Source organism: uncultured Sphingosinicella sp. (genome assembly GCF_963974575.1).
Lineage (GTDB): Bacteria > Pseudomonadota > Alphaproteobacteria > Sphingomonadales > Sphingomonadaceae > Sphingosinicella.
On the sequence record NZ_CAXBBQ010000001.1, the window covers coordinates 277,178 to 294,385 of the forward strand.

General features: G+C 66.6%; 18 protein-coding genes. 13 read left to right on the forward strand and 5 right to left on the reverse strand.

The genetic code is table 11. The annotated features are described in order from the left end of the window. Positions 1-9 precede the first annotated feature (9 nt). Genes AAC014_RS01440 through AAC014_RS01450 form a run of 3 tightly spaced genes read left to right on the forward strand, consistent with a single transcriptional unit; the run spans position 10 to position 1,732 of the window. Entirely contained in the window at positions 10-915 is a 906-nt protein-coding gene (locus tag AAC014_RS01440; RefSeq protein WP_339703275.1) for a tetratricopeptide repeat protein, read from the forward strand. Then, on the forward strand, positions 912-1,547 hold the full coding sequence (locus AAC014_RS01445) for an LON peptidase substrate-binding domain-containing protein (protein WP_339703277.1): 636 nt from the start codon (positions 912-914) through the stop codon (positions 1,545-1,547). The genes AAC014_RS01440 and AAC014_RS01445 overlap by 4 nt, the downstream gene beginning before the upstream one ends. Then, positions 1,544-1,732, forward strand: coding sequence for a Trm112 family protein (locus AAC014_RS01450; protein WP_339703280.1), 189 nt, complete (start codon positions 1,544-1,546; stop codon positions 1,730-1,732). The genes AAC014_RS01445 and AAC014_RS01450 overlap by 4 nt, the downstream gene beginning before the upstream one ends. Here the strand turns inward: AAC014_RS01450 and AAC014_RS01455 are convergent. After that, a complete protein-coding gene (locus AAC014_RS01455) occupies positions 1,729-2,946 on the reverse strand; it encodes a UbiH/UbiF/VisC/COQ6 family ubiquinone biosynthesis hydroxylase (protein WP_339703283.1) in 1,218 nt (405 codons plus the stop codon). The two genes, AAC014_RS01450 and AAC014_RS01455, sit on opposite strands and share 4 nt — an antisense overlap. Before the next feature lie 376 nt (positions 2,947-3,322). Between AAC014_RS01455 and AAC014_RS01460 the strand changes: the two genes are divergently transcribed. The 5 genes from AAC014_RS01460 (at position 3,323) to AAC014_RS01480 (ending at position 8,881) form a co-directional block, all read left to right on the forward strand. After that, entirely contained in the window at positions 3,323-5,608 is a 2,286-nt protein-coding gene (locus AAC014_RS01460) for a DNA translocase FtsK 4TM domain-containing protein (RefSeq protein ID WP_339703957.1), read from the forward strand. A gap of 86 nt (positions 5,609-5,694) precedes the next feature. Beyond that, positions 5,695-6,297, forward strand: a complete 603-nt coding sequence (locus tag AAC014_RS01465; RefSeq protein ID WP_339703286.1) for an outer membrane lipoprotein carrier protein LolA — start codon at positions 5,695-5,697, stop codon at positions 6,295-6,297. Between the two features lie 246 nt (positions 6,298-6,543). Beyond that, a complete protein-coding gene (gene xth, locus AAC014_RS01470; protein ID WP_339703289.1) occupies positions 6,544-7,335 on the forward strand; it encodes an exodeoxyribonuclease III in 792 nt (263 codons plus the stop codon). Then, on the forward strand, positions 7,332-8,381 hold the full coding sequence (gene ribA / locus AAC014_RS01475) for a GTP cyclohydrolase II (RefSeq protein WP_339703292.1): 1,050 nt from the start codon (positions 7,332-7,334) through the stop codon (positions 8,379-8,381). Before xth ends, ribA begins: the two co-directional genes overlap by 4 nt. Next, positions 8,378-8,881 carry a L,D-transpeptidase family protein gene (locus AAC014_RS01480; RefSeq protein ID WP_339703295.1) on the forward strand — a complete coding sequence of 168 codons (504 nt, stop codon included), beginning with the start codon at positions 8,378-8,380 and terminating at the stop codon, positions 8,879-8,881. The genes ribA and AAC014_RS01480 overlap by 4 nt, the downstream gene beginning before the upstream one ends. Before the next feature lie 9 nt (positions 8,882-8,890). Here AAC014_RS01480 and AAC014_RS01485 read toward each other — a convergent pair whose 3' ends face one another. Then, positions 8,891-9,937: a saccharopine dehydrogenase NADP-binding domain-containing protein gene (locus AAC014_RS01485; RefSeq protein WP_339703298.1), complete on the reverse strand. Its 1,047-nt coding sequence runs from the start codon at positions 9,935-9,937 to the stop codon at positions 8,891-8,893. A 10-nt stretch (positions 9,938-9,947) separates the two neighbouring features. After that, entirely contained in the window at positions 9,948-10,610 is a 663-nt protein-coding gene (locus AAC014_RS01490) for a YggS family pyridoxal phosphate-dependent enzyme (RefSeq protein WP_339703301.1), read from the reverse strand. Between the two features lie 22 nt (positions 10,611-10,632). On the opposite strand from AAC014_RS01490, the gene AAC014_RS01495 reads away from it, so the two are divergent. Beyond that, positions 10,633-11,172: a thiamine phosphate synthase gene (locus tag AAC014_RS01495; protein ID WP_339703304.1), complete on the forward strand. Its 540-nt coding sequence runs from the start codon at positions 10,633-10,635 to the stop codon at positions 11,170-11,172. A gap of 44 nt (positions 11,173-11,216) precedes the next feature. Here the strand turns inward: AAC014_RS01495 and AAC014_RS01500 are convergent, their stop codons facing one another. Next, positions 11,217-12,002: a porin gene (locus tag AAC014_RS01500; RefSeq protein ID WP_339703307.1), complete on the reverse strand. Its 786-nt coding sequence runs from the start codon at positions 12,000-12,002 to the stop codon at positions 11,217-11,219. Positions 12,003-12,225: 223 nt separating this feature from the next. Here AAC014_RS01500 and AAC014_RS01505 point away from each other — a divergent pair, with 223 nt between their 5' ends. From AAC014_RS01505 to holA, 4 genes are read left to right on the forward strand one after another with little or no spacing between them, the layout of a single operon-like run. After that, complete coding sequence (locus AAC014_RS01505; RefSeq protein WP_339703310.1) at positions 12,226-12,660, forward strand: DUF3576 domain-containing protein; 435 nt, start codon at positions 12,226-12,228, stop codon at positions 12,658-12,660. Between the two features lie 6 nt (positions 12,661-12,666). Next, the gene (gene leuS / locus AAC014_RS01510; protein ID WP_339703313.1) at positions 12,667-15,162 is read left to right on the forward strand and encodes a leucine--tRNA ligase; all 2,496 of its coding nucleotides are present in this window, start codon (positions 12,667-12,669) and stop codon (positions 15,160-15,162) included. Beyond that, positions 15,159-15,647, forward strand: coding sequence for an LPS assembly lipoprotein LptE (gene lptE, locus AAC014_RS01515; protein WP_339703316.1), 489 nt, complete (start codon positions 15,159-15,161; stop codon positions 15,645-15,647). Before leuS ends, lptE begins: the two co-directional genes overlap by 4 nt. 7 nt (positions 15,648-15,654) lie before the next feature. Beyond that, a complete protein-coding gene (gene holA, locus AAC014_RS01520; protein ID WP_339703319.1) occupies positions 15,655-16,698 on the forward strand; it encodes a DNA polymerase III subunit delta in 1,044 nt (347 codons plus the stop codon). A 22-nt stretch (positions 16,699-16,720) separates the two neighbouring features. Here the strand turns inward: holA and AAC014_RS01525 are convergent, their stop codons facing one another. Continuing rightward, the gene (locus tag AAC014_RS01525; RefSeq protein WP_339703322.1) at positions 16,721-16,900 is read right to left on the reverse strand and encodes a hypothetical protein; all 180 of its coding nucleotides are present in this window, start codon (positions 16,898-16,900) and stop codon (positions 16,721-16,723) included. Positions 16,901-17,208: the final 308 nt, after the last annotated feature.

Here is a 17,208-nt window from a genome sequence, read left to right on the forward strand (position 1 = left end):
GCACGCATCTTGGCCACTCTCAGCACCCCCGAATCCGAGCGGGCTTCGATCGAGGCCTTCAAGCGCGACGTGATCGAACCCTCGATGACATCGCTCGTCATCCTCGATTTCTATGCGGACTGGTGCGGGCCGTGCAAACAGCTTGCCCCCATTCTGGAAAAGGTCACGGCGGACTATGCCGCGCGCGGCGTGAAGCTGGTGAAGATCGATGTCGACAAGAACCAGATGATCGCGACGCAGTTCCGCGTGCAATCCATCCCCACGGTCTATGCGTTCTTCCAGGGCCAGCCGGTCGCCGACCTGACACCCGCCCGCACCGAACGCGAGCTTATCGCCTTCCTGGACCAGATCCTGCCGCAGCTGCCGATCAATGCCGCGGACGGCCATGACAAGTCGCTTACCGCCTATGTGGAGACCGCGGCCGCCGCGCTGGAGGCCGGCGACTTCGCGCAGGCCGAGCAGATTTACACCGCGCTGCGTGCCGAGGAGCCGGAGGAGGAGGCGCACGCGATCGGCCTTGCCCGCGCCCTTGCCGGACTCGACAGGATCGACGAGGCCGAAGCTGCGCTCGGCGCCGTTGCCGCCGACAGCAAGGCGCCGGGGCTGGCGCAGGTGCGTGCCGCGATCGAGATGGCAAAGAAGCGCGTTCCCGCCAGCGCGCTCGGCGCGCTGGAAAGTGCGCTTACCGCGAACCCGGATGATCACGCGAAACGGCTGGAGCTTGCCGCCGCGCTTGCCGCGAATGGCGACCGCGACGCCGCGGCCGAGCACCTGTTCGAAGTGATGCGCCGCGAACCAGGCTGGAACGACAATGCCGCACGCGCGCAACTCTTGAAGCTGTTTGAGGCGATCGGCCTTGAAGACCCGTGGGTGAACGCTGCCCGCCGCAAGCTTTCGGCGCTGCTGTTCTCGTGAGCAGTTTCGGGGTCAGTTCGCTGCCGGAGGTGATACCGGTGTTTCCGCTGGAAAACGCGGTCGTGCTGCCGCGCGGCCAGCTGCCGCTCAACATCTTCGAGCCGCGCTACCTCGCCATGGTGAAGGCTGCGATGGGCGGCGACCGGTTGATCGGCATGATACAGCCCAAGGAAGACGGCAGCCTGTTTGAAATCGGCGGGCTCGGCCGCATCACGCAATTCACCGATCCCGAGAACGGCCGGCTGCTGATCGTGCTGACCGGCGTCACGCGGTTTCGCGTTGCCGAGGAGCTCGATGTGGAAACGCCCTATCGTCAGGTGCGCGCAGACTACCGCGATTTCGTGGAGGACTTCCAGGCACCGCAGCCGATGGCGGCGGTGCTGCGTTCCGATCTTGAATCCACGCTGCACACCTATCTCGATACGCAAAACCTGTCGGCGGACTGGGAAGCGGTTTCGGGCGCGGACGACGAATCGCTGGTGAATACGCTGGCCGCCGTCTGCCCGTTCGACGTGGCGGAAAAGCAGGCGCTGCTGGAAGCGAAGACCGTGCCGATCCGGGCCGCTACGCTCTGTGCGCTGATGACGCTCGCGCAGACGGGCGGCGAAAACGGATCGGGACTGGTGCATTGAGCCGCGACGTCGATCCGCGGCTGCTCGCGATCCTTGTTTGCCCGCTCACAAAGGCGCCCCTTACCTACGACCGTGAGAAGCGGGAGCTCGTCAGCAAGGCCGCGGGCCTAGCCTATCCAGTGCGTGACGGCGTGCCGGTGATGGTGATCGAGGAAGCCCGCGAACTCGGCGAGGACGAGCGTTAGGGCAGATCGCCGCGCAGCAGCGACGGCAGATCGCCCGACGCGCCGCGCGCCTCCGCCATGAAGAATCGCTTCAGCGGCGGCAGGCGGTGGACGCCGGCGAGGCCAAGGCGGCGAATCGTCGCCGCGGGACGGCCCGGAATCGCGAACAGCTTGTTGAGCACATCAGTCGCGCCCATGACCGACATGCTGTCGAAACCCCGCCAGCGCTGATAGCGCGCGAGCACCTGCGGGCCGCCGAGATCAAGCCCGAGCCGCACGGCTTCCGCCAGCACATCCGCCAGCGCGGCGGAATCGCGGAGGCCGAGGTTGAGCCCCTGGCCGGCGATGGGGTGCATACCGTGCGCGCTGTCGCCTACAAGGATCAGGCGGCGGTCTGTGTAGCGCTCGGCATGGTGGAAGCCGAGAGGGAAGGAACTGGGCTTCGCCGCGAGGCGCACCTTCCCGAGGAAGCCGCCCATGCGCTTGTCGATTTCGGCGATGAAGGCGCGTTCCGGCAACGCCAGCGTAGCCGCAGCATCGCGCTCCCGCACGGTCCACACGATCGCCGAGCGCGTGCCCGGCAGCATGGGCAGCACCGCGAACGGCCCGGCCGGGTAGAACAGCTCGAACGCGACATTGCTGTGCGGCACCTCGTGCTCGATCATGCCGACGATCGCGGTCTGGTGATAGCTCCACGCCGCGATGCGGATGCCGGCATCCTCGCGGATTTTCGATCGGCGGCCGTCTGCAGCGATTATGAGCGGCGCGGTAAGCGTGCCGCCGCTTCCGAGGCGTACGGTGACGCCCGCCTCGGTGCGCTCTATCGTAGCGGCCGCATCAGGCGCATGGATATCGATGTGGGGTGAGACCGCACCGGCCGCGACCAGCGCCATGCGCAGGTGACGGTTTTCGAACATGTAGCCGAGCGGTTCGCCCGACGCGTCACCGGCGCCGTCGAAGTGGAGGTGAAGCGGCGAGAGGCCGTCCGTGACGCGTATTTCGCGGATCGGACAGCCCTTCGGCGCGAGTTCGGTATCAAGGCCAAGCGCGGCAAGCATCCGCCAGGTCGCGCTCGCGATCGCCGAGGCGCGGCCGTCGAAGCCCGCCGCCAGGGTCGCATCGAGATCGGCACTGTCGATGACGGCGGAACGGATGCCGGAGGCCGCGAGGGCAAGCGCCGTCGTCATGCCGACGAGGCCGCCACCGATGATGATCGTATCGTGGGTATGCCGCATAGCCGAACCCTAGCCGCACATCGTATAGCGCGAAAGAGCATGATAACTGCCCAATTTTCAGGCGCGCACTTTAACGCGCCTATTTATTGTGCATTTCATATTCAGGAATCCACGAAGCTGGGCCATTCCGGGCTTGGCACGGATTTTGAAGAGACGCCGACGAGACGCATTTCGCGTCTCTGCTCGCTCGGGAACCTGGATTTTTCAGGACCGTTCCTGTCGGCCGGCCTCACCGCCGGCCGACTTTTTCTTGACCCCGGGGCGCTGCGGACTCAATCTTAGGCATGTTCGTGGGATGTTCCGCGCGGACGTTGCATTGGAACGGGGTCTACGAAGGGTCATGGCGCGCGGGGCAGCAAGCAAATCGACGGCGATCATGCCGCAAAGCTGGGTAGCGGCGCTGGAGCGCGCGGCCGTCGTGGCGGGCGGCGGCGTGCTGGTGATGATCGCGCTGGCATTGATGCTGGCCTTCGCCAGCTACGACAGCACAGACCCATCCTTCAACCGCGCCACGATCGCCGCACCGCAGAACTGGCTTGGCTACACCGGCGCCTACGTATCCGATTTGCTGTTGCAACTTGCGGGGCTTGCGAGCCTGCTTGTCGTGCCCGTGGTCGCGCTCTTCGGTGTGCGGCTGATTCAGCGGCGGGGCATCGACGGCTGGCGCCGCCAGCTCGCCGCGACGCTCGGCGCCGTGCTGCTCGCCGCAGCCGCGTTGGCGCTGCCGGGGCGCGACCTCCTCGGCGATCTTCCAGCAGGTGCCGGGGGCATCGCCGGGCTCCTGCTCGGCCGCATCCCCGAAGCCCTGGCGGGTCTCCTCCCACCGGACATGAGCCCTGCCGCCGTGACGGCACCCATCGGCGTGCTGTTGGGGCTCGGCGCGAGCGCGCTTTTCTTTTACGCGCTCGGTATCAGCCGCGAAGATATCGCCGCGCTCCGCACACGCCTTGCCGAACGCAGCAGCGAGCGCGCCGAAGCGCCGCAGCCGCGCCCCGTTCCCCGCGCGCAGCCACGCCGCGCCGCGTCGCGCGATGACGAGACCGTACCGGAAACAGCCGCCGCACCGACCAAGCGCATCGTCACGCCCGAGAAGAAAGCCGCCCCTTCGAAACGCGAGGCACGCGAGAAACAATCGCGGCTCGATCTGCGCGATTCCTACCAGCTACCGCCGCTGTCGCTGCTTTCGCCGCCGCCGAAGCCCGCCGCGCGCAAGATCGATGCAGCGAGCCTCGAACAGAACGCGCGCCTCCTTGAATCGGTGCTCGACGACTTCGGCGTGAAGGGCGAGATCGTGGAGGTGCGCCCCGGCCCGGTCGTCACCATGTATGAGCTGGAGCCCGCCGCGGGCATCAAGGCGAGCCGCGTGATCGGGCTTGCCGACGATATCGCGCGTTCAATGTCCGCGCTTTCGGCACGCATCGCCGTTGTGCCCGGCCGCAATGTCATTGGCATCGAACTGCCGAACGTGAAGCGCGAAACCGTGTCGCTTTCGGAAATGCTCTCTTCGGACGCGTTCGAGACGCAGACCGCGGCGCTCCCAATCGTGCTCGGCAAGGACATCGCGGGCGATCCCGTCGTTGCCGACCTCGCGCCGATGCCGCACCTCCTCATCGCGGGCACCACCGGATCGGGCAAGTCCGTGGGCCTCAACGCCATGATCCTCTCGCTGCTCTACCGGCTCAGCCCGCGCGAGTGCAAAATGATCATGATCGACCCGAAGATGCTGGAGCTTTCTGTCTACGACGGCATCCCGCATCTGCTTTCGCCCGTCGTCACTGAGCCGCCGAAGGCGATTCGCGCACTGAAATGGGCCGTCGAGCAGATGGAAGACCGCTACCGGATGATGGCGTCGGTCAACGTCCGCTCGCTTTCCGGCTTCAACGCGCGAGTGAAGGAAGCGCGGGCGAAGGGCGAGCCGTTCGTGCGGCGCGTGCACACCGGCTACGACAGCGAAACTGGACAGCCGATCTACGAGACCGAGACGCTGGAGTTCGATACGCTGCCGCTGATCGTCGTCGTCGTCGACGAGCTCGCCGACCTGATGATGACCGCCGGCAAGGAGGTGGAGTTCCTGATCCAGCGGCTCGCGCAGAAGGCGCGCGCGGCGGGCATCCACCTGATCATGGCAACGCAGCGGCCTTCGGTTGACGTCATCACCGGCGTCATCAAGGCGAACCTGCCGACGCGCATCAGCTTCTCGGTCACCTCCAAGATCGATTCGCGCACCATCCTCGGCGAGCAGGGTGCCGAGCAGCTGCTCGGCAAGGGCGACATGCTCTACATGCCCGGCGGCAAGCAGATCTCGCGCGTTCATGGCCCGTTCGTGTCCGACGAGGAGGTCGAGCGCGTCGCCATCCACTGGCGCGAGCAGGGCGCCCCCGAATATATCGCCGCCGTCACGGAGGAGCCCGAGGGCTCGGATGGTCAGTTCGGTCTCCCTATCGACGAGGACGACGCGGAGGCCGGCCTCTACCGCCGCGCCATCCAGGTGGTCGCCGAAAGCCAGAAGGCGTCGACGTCCTATCTCCAGCGGCAGCTACGCGTCGGTTACAACAACGCGGCGCGCCTCATCGAACGCATGGAGAAGGACGGCTACGTCGGCACGCCCGACCATGTGGGGCGGCGCGAGGTGCTGATCGACCCGGACGGCAACCGAATCTGACGGCGGTTCAACGCTGGTTCAAGCACAGTGCGGCACCATGCGCCCGGATTTGCCGCACCTCCGCGTCGGCGCTATCAGGACCCGAGATGAAAAAAGCCCTCTTTGCCCTTGCCGTGACCTTCGGCCTTTCCGCGCCTGCCGCCGCCTCGATCCCCGAGGTGAGCGCGCACCTCGCCGCGACGCGGACGATGACGGCGGATTTCCGGCAGACCGCCGAGAGCGGCGCGGTGGCGACCGGCAAACTCACGCTCGCGCGGCCGGGGAAGGTGCGCTTCCAGTATCAAAAAGACGTGCCGCTGCTCGTGGTCGCGGACGGGCGTAACCTCACCATGATCGATTATCAGGTGTCTCAGGTTTCGCGCTATCCGATCAAGCAGACGCCGCTTTCGGTTCTGCTCGACGCGAATGCCGACCTTTCGCGCTACGCTCGAATCGTCTCCTCGACACCGAAGGCGCTGACCGTGGAGGCGAAGGACAGGAAGCATCCCGAATACGGCGTCATCACCATCTTCTTCGACCGTGACCGGACCGCGCCCGGCGGCTTGGAGCTCAAAGGCTGGCGCGTGCTCGATGCGCAGGGCAATACCACGCGTGTCGATCTATCCAACATCGCCTTCAACGTACCCGTGAACGATAACGCCTTCCGCTACCGCGATCCGCGCCCACGCAGCCGCCCCGGCAGCCGATAAACGGGGATTCGGAGGCGGAACGGTCGAATTTGCTGACCAAGCGCCTGTCCGTTCATTGAAGCGACAGGATCGGCGCCTTAAATTGTCATCAGTCGGCTGGTGTTCGGGATTTGCCCCCTGTTGCCCGGACCCGCTGCCGACTTGCGTGACGAGCGCAAAAAGGGCCCCCGTCTTCTCCTCGAAGGCGGGGGCCTACGCGTTTCTGAGGCTTTGCCTGTGGGCGCCTGCCTTGCTAAGCCGCTCGCCATGTCCCGTCTCAAGATCGCCAGCTGGAATATCAACTCCGTCCGCATCCGCCTGCCCATCATCGCGCAGCTGGTGAAGGACGAATCGCCCGACATCATCTGCCTGCAGGAAACCAAGGCGCAGAATGCGGACTTCCCGCTCGCCGCGATCCAGCGGCTCGGCTATCCGCACGTGATCCTGAACGGGCAGCGGATGCATCACGGCGTCGCCATCCTTTCGAAGCAGCCGCTTGTGGAGGAACGCCGATTCGATTGGCAGGACAATGGCGAGGCGCGGCACATCGGCGTGCGGCTGCCCAGCGGCATCCTGCTTGAAAATGTCTATGTGCCCGCGGGCGGCGACATTCCCGACCGCACGCTGAATCCGAAGTTCGGGCAGAAACTGGATTTCGTGCAGCGCATGACGCGCTGGTCCGAATCGCTCCGCGACCCGACGATCATCCTCGGCGATTTCAATATCGCGCCGCTCGAATGCGACGTGTGGAGCCACAAGGCACTGCTCGACGTCGTCAGCCACACGCCGATCGAGGTGGATGCGCTCACCGGCCTGATGCAGAGCCACGACTGGGTAGACGTCGCGCGCACGCTCGTGCCCGCGCCGCAACGGCTCTACACATGGTGGAGCTATCGCAACAAGGATCACACGGTGAACGACCGCGGACGGCGACTCGACCATGTGTGGGTCTCACCCGCGATGAAGGACACGCTCGCAGGCTTCCGCGTACTGGAGCCCGCGCGGAGCTGGGAGAAGCCCTCCGATCATATCCCGCTCATCGCCGAGTTCGTGCTTTGAGCAGCGCCGAACGCGCGATCGATGCCCTGCGGCGCGGTCACCCCGTACGGGTGACCGACGGCGACGCAGCGATCGCTGTGCTCGCCATCGAACTCGCCGATCCTGCATCGCTCGCGGCGTTTGAAGGCGGCGCGCGCGCGAATGTGCTGCTGACGGACAAGCGCGCCGCCTTCCTCGGCCTCGGCAACCAGCTTGCCGCGGCGGGGATGCAGGCGGTGCTGATCGAGCGCACACCGTGGCTCGATCTCGATACGGCGCGCGCTGTCGCCGACCCTGTGCTCGATCTTGCAACGCCGCTGAAAGGCCCGTTCCGCAGCCTGCCGATGGGCGGCGTCGATCGGGCGGCTCGCGCCGCACTGAACCTCGCGAAGCACGCCGGGCTGCTGCCCGCGCTGTTCGTGATCGCGGGCGGCGCTGCGGATGACGTGGTGACTGCGGCGGACATCGAACACTTCGCGGAAACAGGCGCGCTCAAGCTCGTCAGCCGTGCGCGCCTGCCCATCAAGGTGCACGAGAAAACCGAAATCGTCGCCTTCCGCCTGCCGGGCGGGCCGGAGCATCTCGCGCTGCTGATCGGCGACCCTTACGGCACCACACCGCTCGTCCGCCTGCACAGCTCGTGCCTCACCGGCGACCTGCTCGGCTCGCTGAAATGCGACTGCGGCGATCAGCTCCACGCCGCGCTGCACGCGATCGCCGACTCCGGTGGCGGCATCCTGCTCTATCTGCAGCAGGAGGGGCGCGGCATCGGCCTTATCAACAAGCTGCGCGCCTATGCGCTGCAGGATCAGGGCTTCGACACGGTCGACGCCAATCTCCGCCTCGGTTTCGAGATCGACGAGCGTGAGTTCGCGCTCGCCGCGAACATGCTGAAGGCGCTCGGCTTCGGCACGATTCGCCTTCTGACCAACAACCCTGCCAAGGTCGCCGGGCTGGAGGCAGAGGGCATTACCGTCGCCGAACGTCTGCCGCTCAAGGCCGGTGAGGGCGCGCACAACGAGGCGTACCTGCGCACCAAGCGCGACCGCACCGGGCACATGCTGTGAGCGCTATCCGCGTCGACACCGCTGCGCGCACGCTGACGGCGTTCGGTGAGACCATCCAATGCCTGATCGGCAAGGCGGGCGCGACCGACGCAGCGGCGAAGCGCGAAGGTGACGCCATGACGCCGCGCGGCACGTACCCCATTCGCGCGCTGCTGGTACGCCCCGACAAGCTCGCCGTCCCGAACACGAAGTTGCCGTGGCGCTGGTTGCACGAAAGCGACGGCTGGTCAGACGATGTGCGCGACCCCGCCTACAACCGGCCGGTGCGTCATCCGCATCCGTTCTCGGCGGAGCACTTGTGGCGCGAGGACGGGCTTTACGACCTCATCATCATCCTCGGCCACAACGACACGCCGCCGGTGGAGGGCATGGGCAGCGCCATCTTTCTGCACTGCATGGCGGCGAAGGATTTCACGCAGGGCTGTGTTGCGATTCCGCGCGAGGCTCTGCTGGCGGTCTTGGCGCGCCTTGCACCTGGTGACATGATCGAGATCGTCTGAGGCGCTTGCCTACGAGAGATCCCGGCGTTTAACCCCACTGAAGCCCAGAATGAAGTCGGGGCCGAAAGCGCTGGAGGGGGTGTGGAAGCCCGGGGCAACCTCGCCGCCGTGAACACGGCGGGCGATCTCGACGGCGGTGAGGGCGGTGAGTGTGTAGCCTTCAGGGGTTTCGAGCTGGCTGACGGCGCTGTTTCCTTCGGCATCCGTCGCATGGCCGACGAGCACGCTGCGGCCCCGGCCGCGCGCCTCGGCATCCGGGCCGGGCGGCATCCGGTCGATCGCGCGGCCCGCGAGCCAGCGGCCGGGCGCGCTGGCGATCAGCGTCCGCAGCAGGCGGGGCATCCCGAGCGCGCGTTCGAGCGGTGGGCTCGCTTCAAAGAAAACGCGGATGTCGGGGATGCCGGTGGAATGCCACGCGGTGGAGACATCACCCCAGCTGACGCCGACGGTCGGCTTCAGACCGCGCCCGAAATCGGCGGTGCCTCGGGGTACCTCGGAAAGTTCTACGATGACCCCGCCCTCGCGCACGCGGGTGCCCGCCGCCATGCCTTCCAGCATTGTGCGCGTCGTCCCCCGGCTCGCCTCGTTGAGCCCGCCGATGACGAGATCGAGCGAGACCGCCCCGGGCAGTCGGCGCTTCAGGTGCGCGGCGAGGCAATCCGACGGCACGACGTCAAACCCCGCGCCGGGGAGCACAGCGATACCGGCCGCCTTCGCCACGGCATCCTGCGCGGCGAGGGCCTCGAACACGTCGATCTCGCCGGTGATGTCTATGTAATGCGCGCGCGCAGCTAGGCAGGCCGCCAGCATCGGCGCCGAGGTGCGCGAAAACGGCCCGGCGAGGTGAAGCACCGTACCGATGCCCGAAAGTTCACCCGAAACGTCGCCCTTGAGATCGAAGATGCGCGAGGGCAGCCCGGTTTCGTCGGCGAGCGCTTCAACCGCCTGACGATTGCGGCCCGCCAGAACCGGCTTCAATCCACGCGCGAGTGCGCGTTCCACCACCAGCCGGCCCGTGTAGCCGTTTGCGCCGTAGATGAGGATATCGCCGCCCATGTCGGGCAGCCTAGTGCGTTTCGCGCGTTCCGAACAGAGCCGAGCCGACACGCACATGCGTGGCACCAAGCTTCACGGCCGTTTCGAAATCCGACGACATGCCCATGCTGAGCCCGGAGAGACCATGGCGCGCGGCGAGTTTCGCGAGCAGCGCGAAATAGGGCGCGGGCTCGTGGTCGGCGGGGGGGACGCACATGAGCCCGGCGAGCGGAATCTGCGCTGCGCGGACATCGTCGAGAAGCGCCGGGAGATCATCGATGGCGACACCGCCCTTCTGTGCCTCGCTGCCGATGTTCACCTGTGTAAAGCAGGGCACGCGGCGGCCGGACGCAGCCATCGCCTTCGCGAGCGCAGCGACGAGCGAGGACCGGTCGAGCGAATGAATGACGTCAAACAGCGCAACCGCTTCTGCTGCTTTGTTCGATTGGAGCTGGCCGACGAGGTGGAGTTCGACACCGGGAAACGCATCGCGGAGCGCAGGCCATTTCGCGGCAGCTTCCTGCACGCGGTTTTCGCCGAACACACGCTGGCCCGCTTCGAGCAGGGGACGAATTTCATCCGCACCGAAGGTCTTGGAAACGGCGACCAGCGTCACATCGGGTTTTCGGCCGGCGAGCTTCGCGGCCTTTTCGATGCGGGCGCGAATGTCGGCGAGTGTCTCGGCAGCAGTCATGCGCTTCCCTATAGAGAGCGGGATGCGACGCCGCTACTCCCAGCGCCTGCCGGAAACCTGGCTCTTCACGGACCCCCGCATGGGCGAGGCGCTGTGGGACGCCATACGCCGCCTGCCGCGCGGTAGCGGCATCGTGCTGCGACACTACGATGAGGCGGATCGCACGGCGATTGCGCGGCGGGCGGCAAGGCTCGCGCGGCGATACGGGCATATGCTGGTGGTGGCCGGAGATTCTCGGCTCGCGCGTGCCGTGGGCGCGGCGGGAGTGCACATGCCCGATGGAGGCCGCCCGACAGGTGACGTCATAACGGCAGCGTCACATGATCGCGCAGGGCTAGTGCGAGCACGGCGCGCCGGTGCGACCCTCGCATTCCTGTCTCCCGTGTTCCCGACAACCTCGCACCCCGGCGCCCGGACGCTCGGCACCCTCCGGTTCGGGCTGATGGCGCGTGGAACGGGCATTGCCGTCGCCGCGCTCGGCGGCATAACGCCCAAGCGCTATGCGCGGATGCAATCGCTCGGCGCGCAGGCATGGGGTGCGATCGACGCCTGGAATAAGTGAGGCTTCGCGTTTGCAGCCCGGAACGGGCGAAACCGGAGCCGATCCTAGAAGCTGAAGGACGTACCCAGGTAAACCGCGCCCGCTTCGCCATCGGTGCCGAGGCGTTCGCCGTTGCGCAGCAGATAGCGGCCCGAAGGATCCGGTTCGGAGAGCTGGTAACGCACGCCGCCGATCACCGAGAGGCGCGGATTGAGCGCATAGGCGCCGCCGAGTTCGACCGTGTAGCGCTTGTCGAGGCTGAGCGGGTTCACCCAGCCGTCGGCATCGCGCTCGGCGTTAAGCTGAAGCGCAGTCTTCCAGCGGCTGCCACGATAGGAGAGGCCGAGGTCGACACCTTCGCGCTCGTCGCTAAGCACGCCGGCGATCTTGCTGTAGCCGCCGGTGAGCGCGAAGCCCCGGAGTGCCACGGACACGTCGAAATTGTATGCGGTCGCAGCTTCGGTTTCAGCCGGACGCGCGGTCTCCGGCGCGGCCGCGCGGACGACGCGCGCCGTGACGCCGAGCGCCAGTGCCTTGTTGTCGCGGCTCTTGCCTGAGGGCGTGAAGCGGAATGTCCGCTCCTGCGAAGCCCCGGCAACACCGGCGCGGCGCACATTATCGAGCATCGGCGGCGTAAACGAACCGAGCGTTTCCGCCTTCAGTGGCGTCACCACGCCTGCAGTGGTCGTGAGCTTGCGGCGGGGTTCAGAACCCTTCGCGGCAGCGGCCTTGTCGGCAGCCACTTTCTCAATCGGCTTCTTCGAAGAGGCGGCGGCGGGAAGCGCGCACAGCATCAGGCCCGCGGAAACCGCGACCAGTGCTTTTGCTGCGTATGTCCCAACCCGAATCATAACCCCCGCGCTTCTGTCGCGTGCCTGTGACAACTACGTGACAGAACTACAGTTTCCTCCGCACGAATCCGAGTCTGAATCGCTCGTTTGGCGGCGACCGACCGGGTTCGTTCGAACCTGTTGCAACATCTCAACAGCCAATGCAACGCGAAGAGGGGCTATGCGCCCCCGAAAGCGCTGCCTATAACGGCCGCCGAGCAAGCCTGATGGAGCGGAAATCCACGTGAAGACGAGTGTACGCATTACGGGTCTGGCAATTGCGCTGGCCCTGCTCGCCGCCTGCGGAGGCAAGAAGGACGCGCCGCGCGCCGACCTCGCCGCCGCGACGACGACGACGATCGGCGTCAATTCCTACCTCTGGCGGGCAAGCCTTGAAACGCTGGCGTTCATGCCGATGGCGCAGGTCGATTCGAACGGTGGCGTGATCGTGACGGACTGGTACGCCAATCCGCAGGCGCCCGGTGAGCGCGTGAAGGTCACCGTCTACATCCTCGACCGTGAGCTGCGTGCCGATGCGCTACGCGTTGCTGCCATCCGTCAGCAGCAACAGGGCGGCAACTGGATCGATGCGCCAGTGCGCGCCGGCACCGTACAGAAGCTCGAGGAAACCATCCTCGCCCGCGCCCGCGACATGCGCAGGGCCGTGTATCAGGGCTAAGGGCCAATGACGCGATTCAACCCCGCGGTCGCCGACGGCCGCTGGCAACGCATTTGGGATGAGCGCCAGGCCTTCGCGGCCGACAGCGCATCCGAAAAGCCCAAAACCTATGTGCTGGAGATGTTCCCCTATCCGTCGGGGCGTCTGCACATGGGCCATGTGCGCAATTACACGATGGGCGACGTGATCGCGCGGTTCCGCCGCGCGCGCGGTTTCGAAGTACTGCACCCGATGGGCTGGGACGCCTTCGGAATGCCAGCCGAAAACGCCGCGTTCGAAAAGAAGACGCACCCGGAAAGCTGGACGCGGCAGAACATCGCCGCGATGCGCGAACAGTTCAAAAGCCTCGGCTTCGCGCTCGACTGGAGCCGCGAGTTCGCGACCTGCGACGCCGAATACTACGGCCACGAGCAGGCGCTGTTCCTGAAGATGTACGAGGCGGGCCTCGTTTATCGCAAAGAAAGCTACGTCAACTGGGACCCGGTCGACATGACCGTGCTTGCCAACGAGCAGGTGATCGACGGCAAGGGCTGGCGCTCCGGCGCGCCCGTCGAACGCCGGCTGCTCAGCCAGTGGTTCCTGAAGATCACCGATTTCGCCGACGAACTGCTTGAAGGGCTGGGCGGCCTCGACGAGTGGCCGGACAAGGTACGGCTGATGCAGGAGAACTGGATCGGCCGCAGCCGGGGCCTAAATTTCCGCTTCGCACTTCAGGGTCGGGCGGACGGCCTCGACGTGTTCACGACTCGGCCCGACACGCTGTTCGGCGCGAGCTTCGCGGCCATCGCCGCCGATCACCCACTCGCTGCCGAGCTTGCCGCGAACAACGCGGGGCTTGCCGCCTTCATCGAGGATTGCCGCAAGACCGGGACATCCGCCGAGGCGATCGAGACCGCTGAGAAGAAGGGCTACGATACGGGCCTCCGCGTCGCACACCCGCTCGACCCGGAATGGACGCTGCCGATCTTCGTCGCGAACTTCGTGCTGATGGAATATGGCACCGGCGCCATCTTCGGCTGCCCGGCGCACGACCAGCGCGACCTTGATTTCGCGCGAAAGTATCAGTTGCCCGTGACCCGCGTCGTCGGCGATGCCGAGGAGCCGGTCGGGGACGAGGCCTATGTCGGGCCGGGGCGCCTGGTGAACTCGGGCTTCCTCACCGGCATGGAGGTCGATGACGCCATCGCCGCCGTGATCGCACGTGCGGAGGCTGAGGGCTGGGGCGAGGGGACGACGCAGTTCCGGCTTCGCGACTGGGGCGTTTCGCGCCAGCGTTACTGGGGCACACCGATCCCGGTAATACACTGCGGGGACTGCGGTGTGGTGCCGGTGCGCGAAGACCAGCTACCGGTACGCCTGCCTGCCGACGTCACCTTCGAGACGCCGGGCAATCCGCTGGAGCATCACCCGACGTGGAAGAACGCCGATTGCCCCAAGTGCGGCAAGCCAGCGCGGCGCGAGACCGATACGCTTGATACGTTCGCCGATTCGAGCTGGTACTTCATCCGCTTCGCGAGCCAGCCCGGGGACAAGCCGTTCGACCGCGCCGAGGCCGAGAGCTGGCTGCCGGTCGATCAATATATCGGCGGCGTCGAGCACGCGATCCTGCACCTGCTCTATGCGCGCTTCTGGACTCGGGCGCTGAAGGCGTGCGGGCTCATCGACCTTGAGGAGCCGTTCAAGCAGCTGTTCACGCAGGGCATGGTGACGCACGAGACTTACCGCGCCGCTGACGGCCGTTGGCTGTTGCCGAGCGAAGTGGAGCGGCGGGAGGGCGATCTATTCGAAGTAGGCGGCGGGACTGTGACTGTCGGCCGTGTCGAGAAGATGTCTAAATCGAAGAAGAACACGGTCGATCCTTCGCCGATCCTCGACCAGTACGGCGCCGATGCCGTGCGCTGGTTCGTGCTTTCCGATTCCCCGGCGGAGCGCGACCTGCAGTGGACCGAGGCGGGCATCGAAGGCGCGTGGCGCTTCGTGCAGCGCGTGTGGCGCCTGGTGAACGAAACCAAAGAGGATGCCGGCGGCGAGGACGAGGCTTTGACGCGCGCGGCGCATATCGCCATCGACGGCATCACCGCCGACATCGAGGCGCTGCGCTTCAACAAGGCCGTCGCCAAGAGCTACGAGCTTGCCGCTGCGATCGAGAAGGCCGCGCCGTCGTCGGCGCGCCGCCATGCGGTGAAGATGCTTGTGCAACTGATCTCCCCGGCGATGCCGCACCTCGCAGAAGAGGCGTGGGAAGCGCTCGGCGAAGCCGGGCTTGCGGTCGATGCGGCGTGGCCCGAAGCCGACCCCGCGATGCTGGCGCAGGACACGGTGACGATCGCCATCCAGGTGAACGGCAAGCTGCGCGACGAGGTCGAAGCCGCGAAGGGCGCGACGCGCGAGGACATGGAAGCACTGGTCCTGACCCGCGAGAAGGTGCAGCGTGCGCTGGATGGCAAAACCCCGCGCAAGGTGATCGTGGTGCCCGACCGGCTCGTGAATATCGTCGCATGAAGCGCGCGGCCGCCCTGCTGCTTCTGCTGATGGCGGGCTGCGGGCTGCAACCGGTCTATTCGGGCGGCAGCAAGGGGCCGGCCGCGACGATCCTCACCGGGATCGACGTGCCGGTGATCCCGGAGAAATCAGGCTATCTGGTGCGGCAGGCGCTGCTCGACCGCCTGCCCGACGCGAGCGGCGAGCGGCGTTACAAGCTGATCGTGAAGCTGGACGACAGCCTCAGCGGCTTCGGCGTGCGCGGCGACGATTCGATCTCGCGCGAACGGCGCCAACTGCGCGCGCGCTGGCAGCTGGTGGAAGAAACAACCGGCGCCGTGCTGATCGATGCCGCCGCGCGATCCGACGCGGGCATCGACATCGTGAGTTCCGAATATGCCGTGATCGCGGCGGAAAACGCGGCGCTCGAACGGCTTTCCGAAGAGATCGCCCAGCAGATCATCGCGCGCGTCGCGCTTTTCGCGCGCAACGAAGCGGCGCGGTGAAGGCGGCGTGAAAGCGGCCGATCGCAAGGCGATCGATGCGGCGCTGACGCACTTCGACCCCGCCACACGGCTGGTTTTGCTCTACGGCCCCGACGAAGCGCAGGCGCGCGAGATCGCGGACCGCTTCACGGCCCTGCTGGCGCCTGCCGCAGATCCGATGGGACGCATCGATTTCGAGCCGACCGCACTCTCCGGCGATCCCGCCAAACTTGCCGATGAAGCCGCCGCGGTTTCGATGTTCGGGGACCGCCGCCTGATCCGCGTGGACGGCGCGGGCGACAATTGCACCGCCGCTGTCGAAGCGCTGCTGACGGCGCCTGCCGCAGGCAATCCCGTGGTGATGGTGGGAACGGGGAGCTTGAAGGCGACGTCGGCGCTTATCAAGGTCGCGGTCGCCTCCCCACTCGCCGTCGTCGCGCAATGCTTCGTCCCCGATGGGCGCGAGGCAGTGGATATGGTGATCGACGCCTGTGTGCGACATGGCCTGAAACCCTCCCGCGAGGCGGCGGAGGCACTTGCGGCGGGGTTCGGCGCCGAGCGGGGCGTTCTGGCCCGCGAACTCGAAAAGCTCGCGCTCTACCTTAATGCCGCGCCGGACCGGGTCCGCGCACTCGAAATGGAAACGCTCGCCGAACTTGGCGCGGCGATGGCCGAATCGGATTTCGACGCGCTGGTGAACGCCGTCGCAGACGGCAATTCCGCCGAAGCGGAAGCGCAGGCGGCAAAGCTCGGCCGCAACGGGATCGTCGGAATCCCGCAACTGCGCGCGGTGGCGCGGCGGCTGGTGCTTCTCGGCGAACTGAGGCGCACGATCGACAGCGGCCGGAGCGCGAAAGAAGCCGTGGAAGCCGCGCGGCCCCCGATCTTCTGGAAAGCGCGCGACCGAATCGCGCGGGAGGCATCGGCATGGAACATGGCAGCGCTGCGCCACGGCCTTTCACGACTGCTGGAAGCCGAGCGCCAGATCAAATCGCCGGGTGCGGCAAGCCCTGAACTTCTGACATCCCGCGCGCTGCTGGCGGTCGCGCATCTGGCGCGGCGCAGGCGCTGAAAAGGCGCTGTCGACGTGGGGCTTAGTGACGCCCGGAAACGAACGTCGCCAGTCTGAGCAAACCGCGATCCACCACGGCCTGATCAAGGGGGCGTTCCAGCTCTTTCAGCAGATCCAGCAGATCCGTGTTCTGCTCCGGACATTGCGCCGACCGGGAAGATGCCCCCCCGCCATGTATGCTGCCTTTGTCCTTCTCACCCATTTTGCTTTCCGCCTCGGCGCTCTCGACCCCCATCAGGCAGGCACGATGCACCGCTTTTCTTAATGTTTCCTCACGGCGATGAACGCATAGCGGGGGATTCGGGTCCACGCCTATGCGACCGGCTGCGCCACTGCGTTGCAAGCCTGCATCACAGGGCTACGGCGCGTCAACGACAGGCGCAAACGAAAAGCCGCCCGGACCGGCGGGGGAGCACGGACCGGGCGGCGATCAAGGCCAGGGCGCACGGGGGATTTGGCGCCGCGGCCCTTTCGGGCAACGTTGGAGCACTTGGGTTGCCGCGGGGGCGG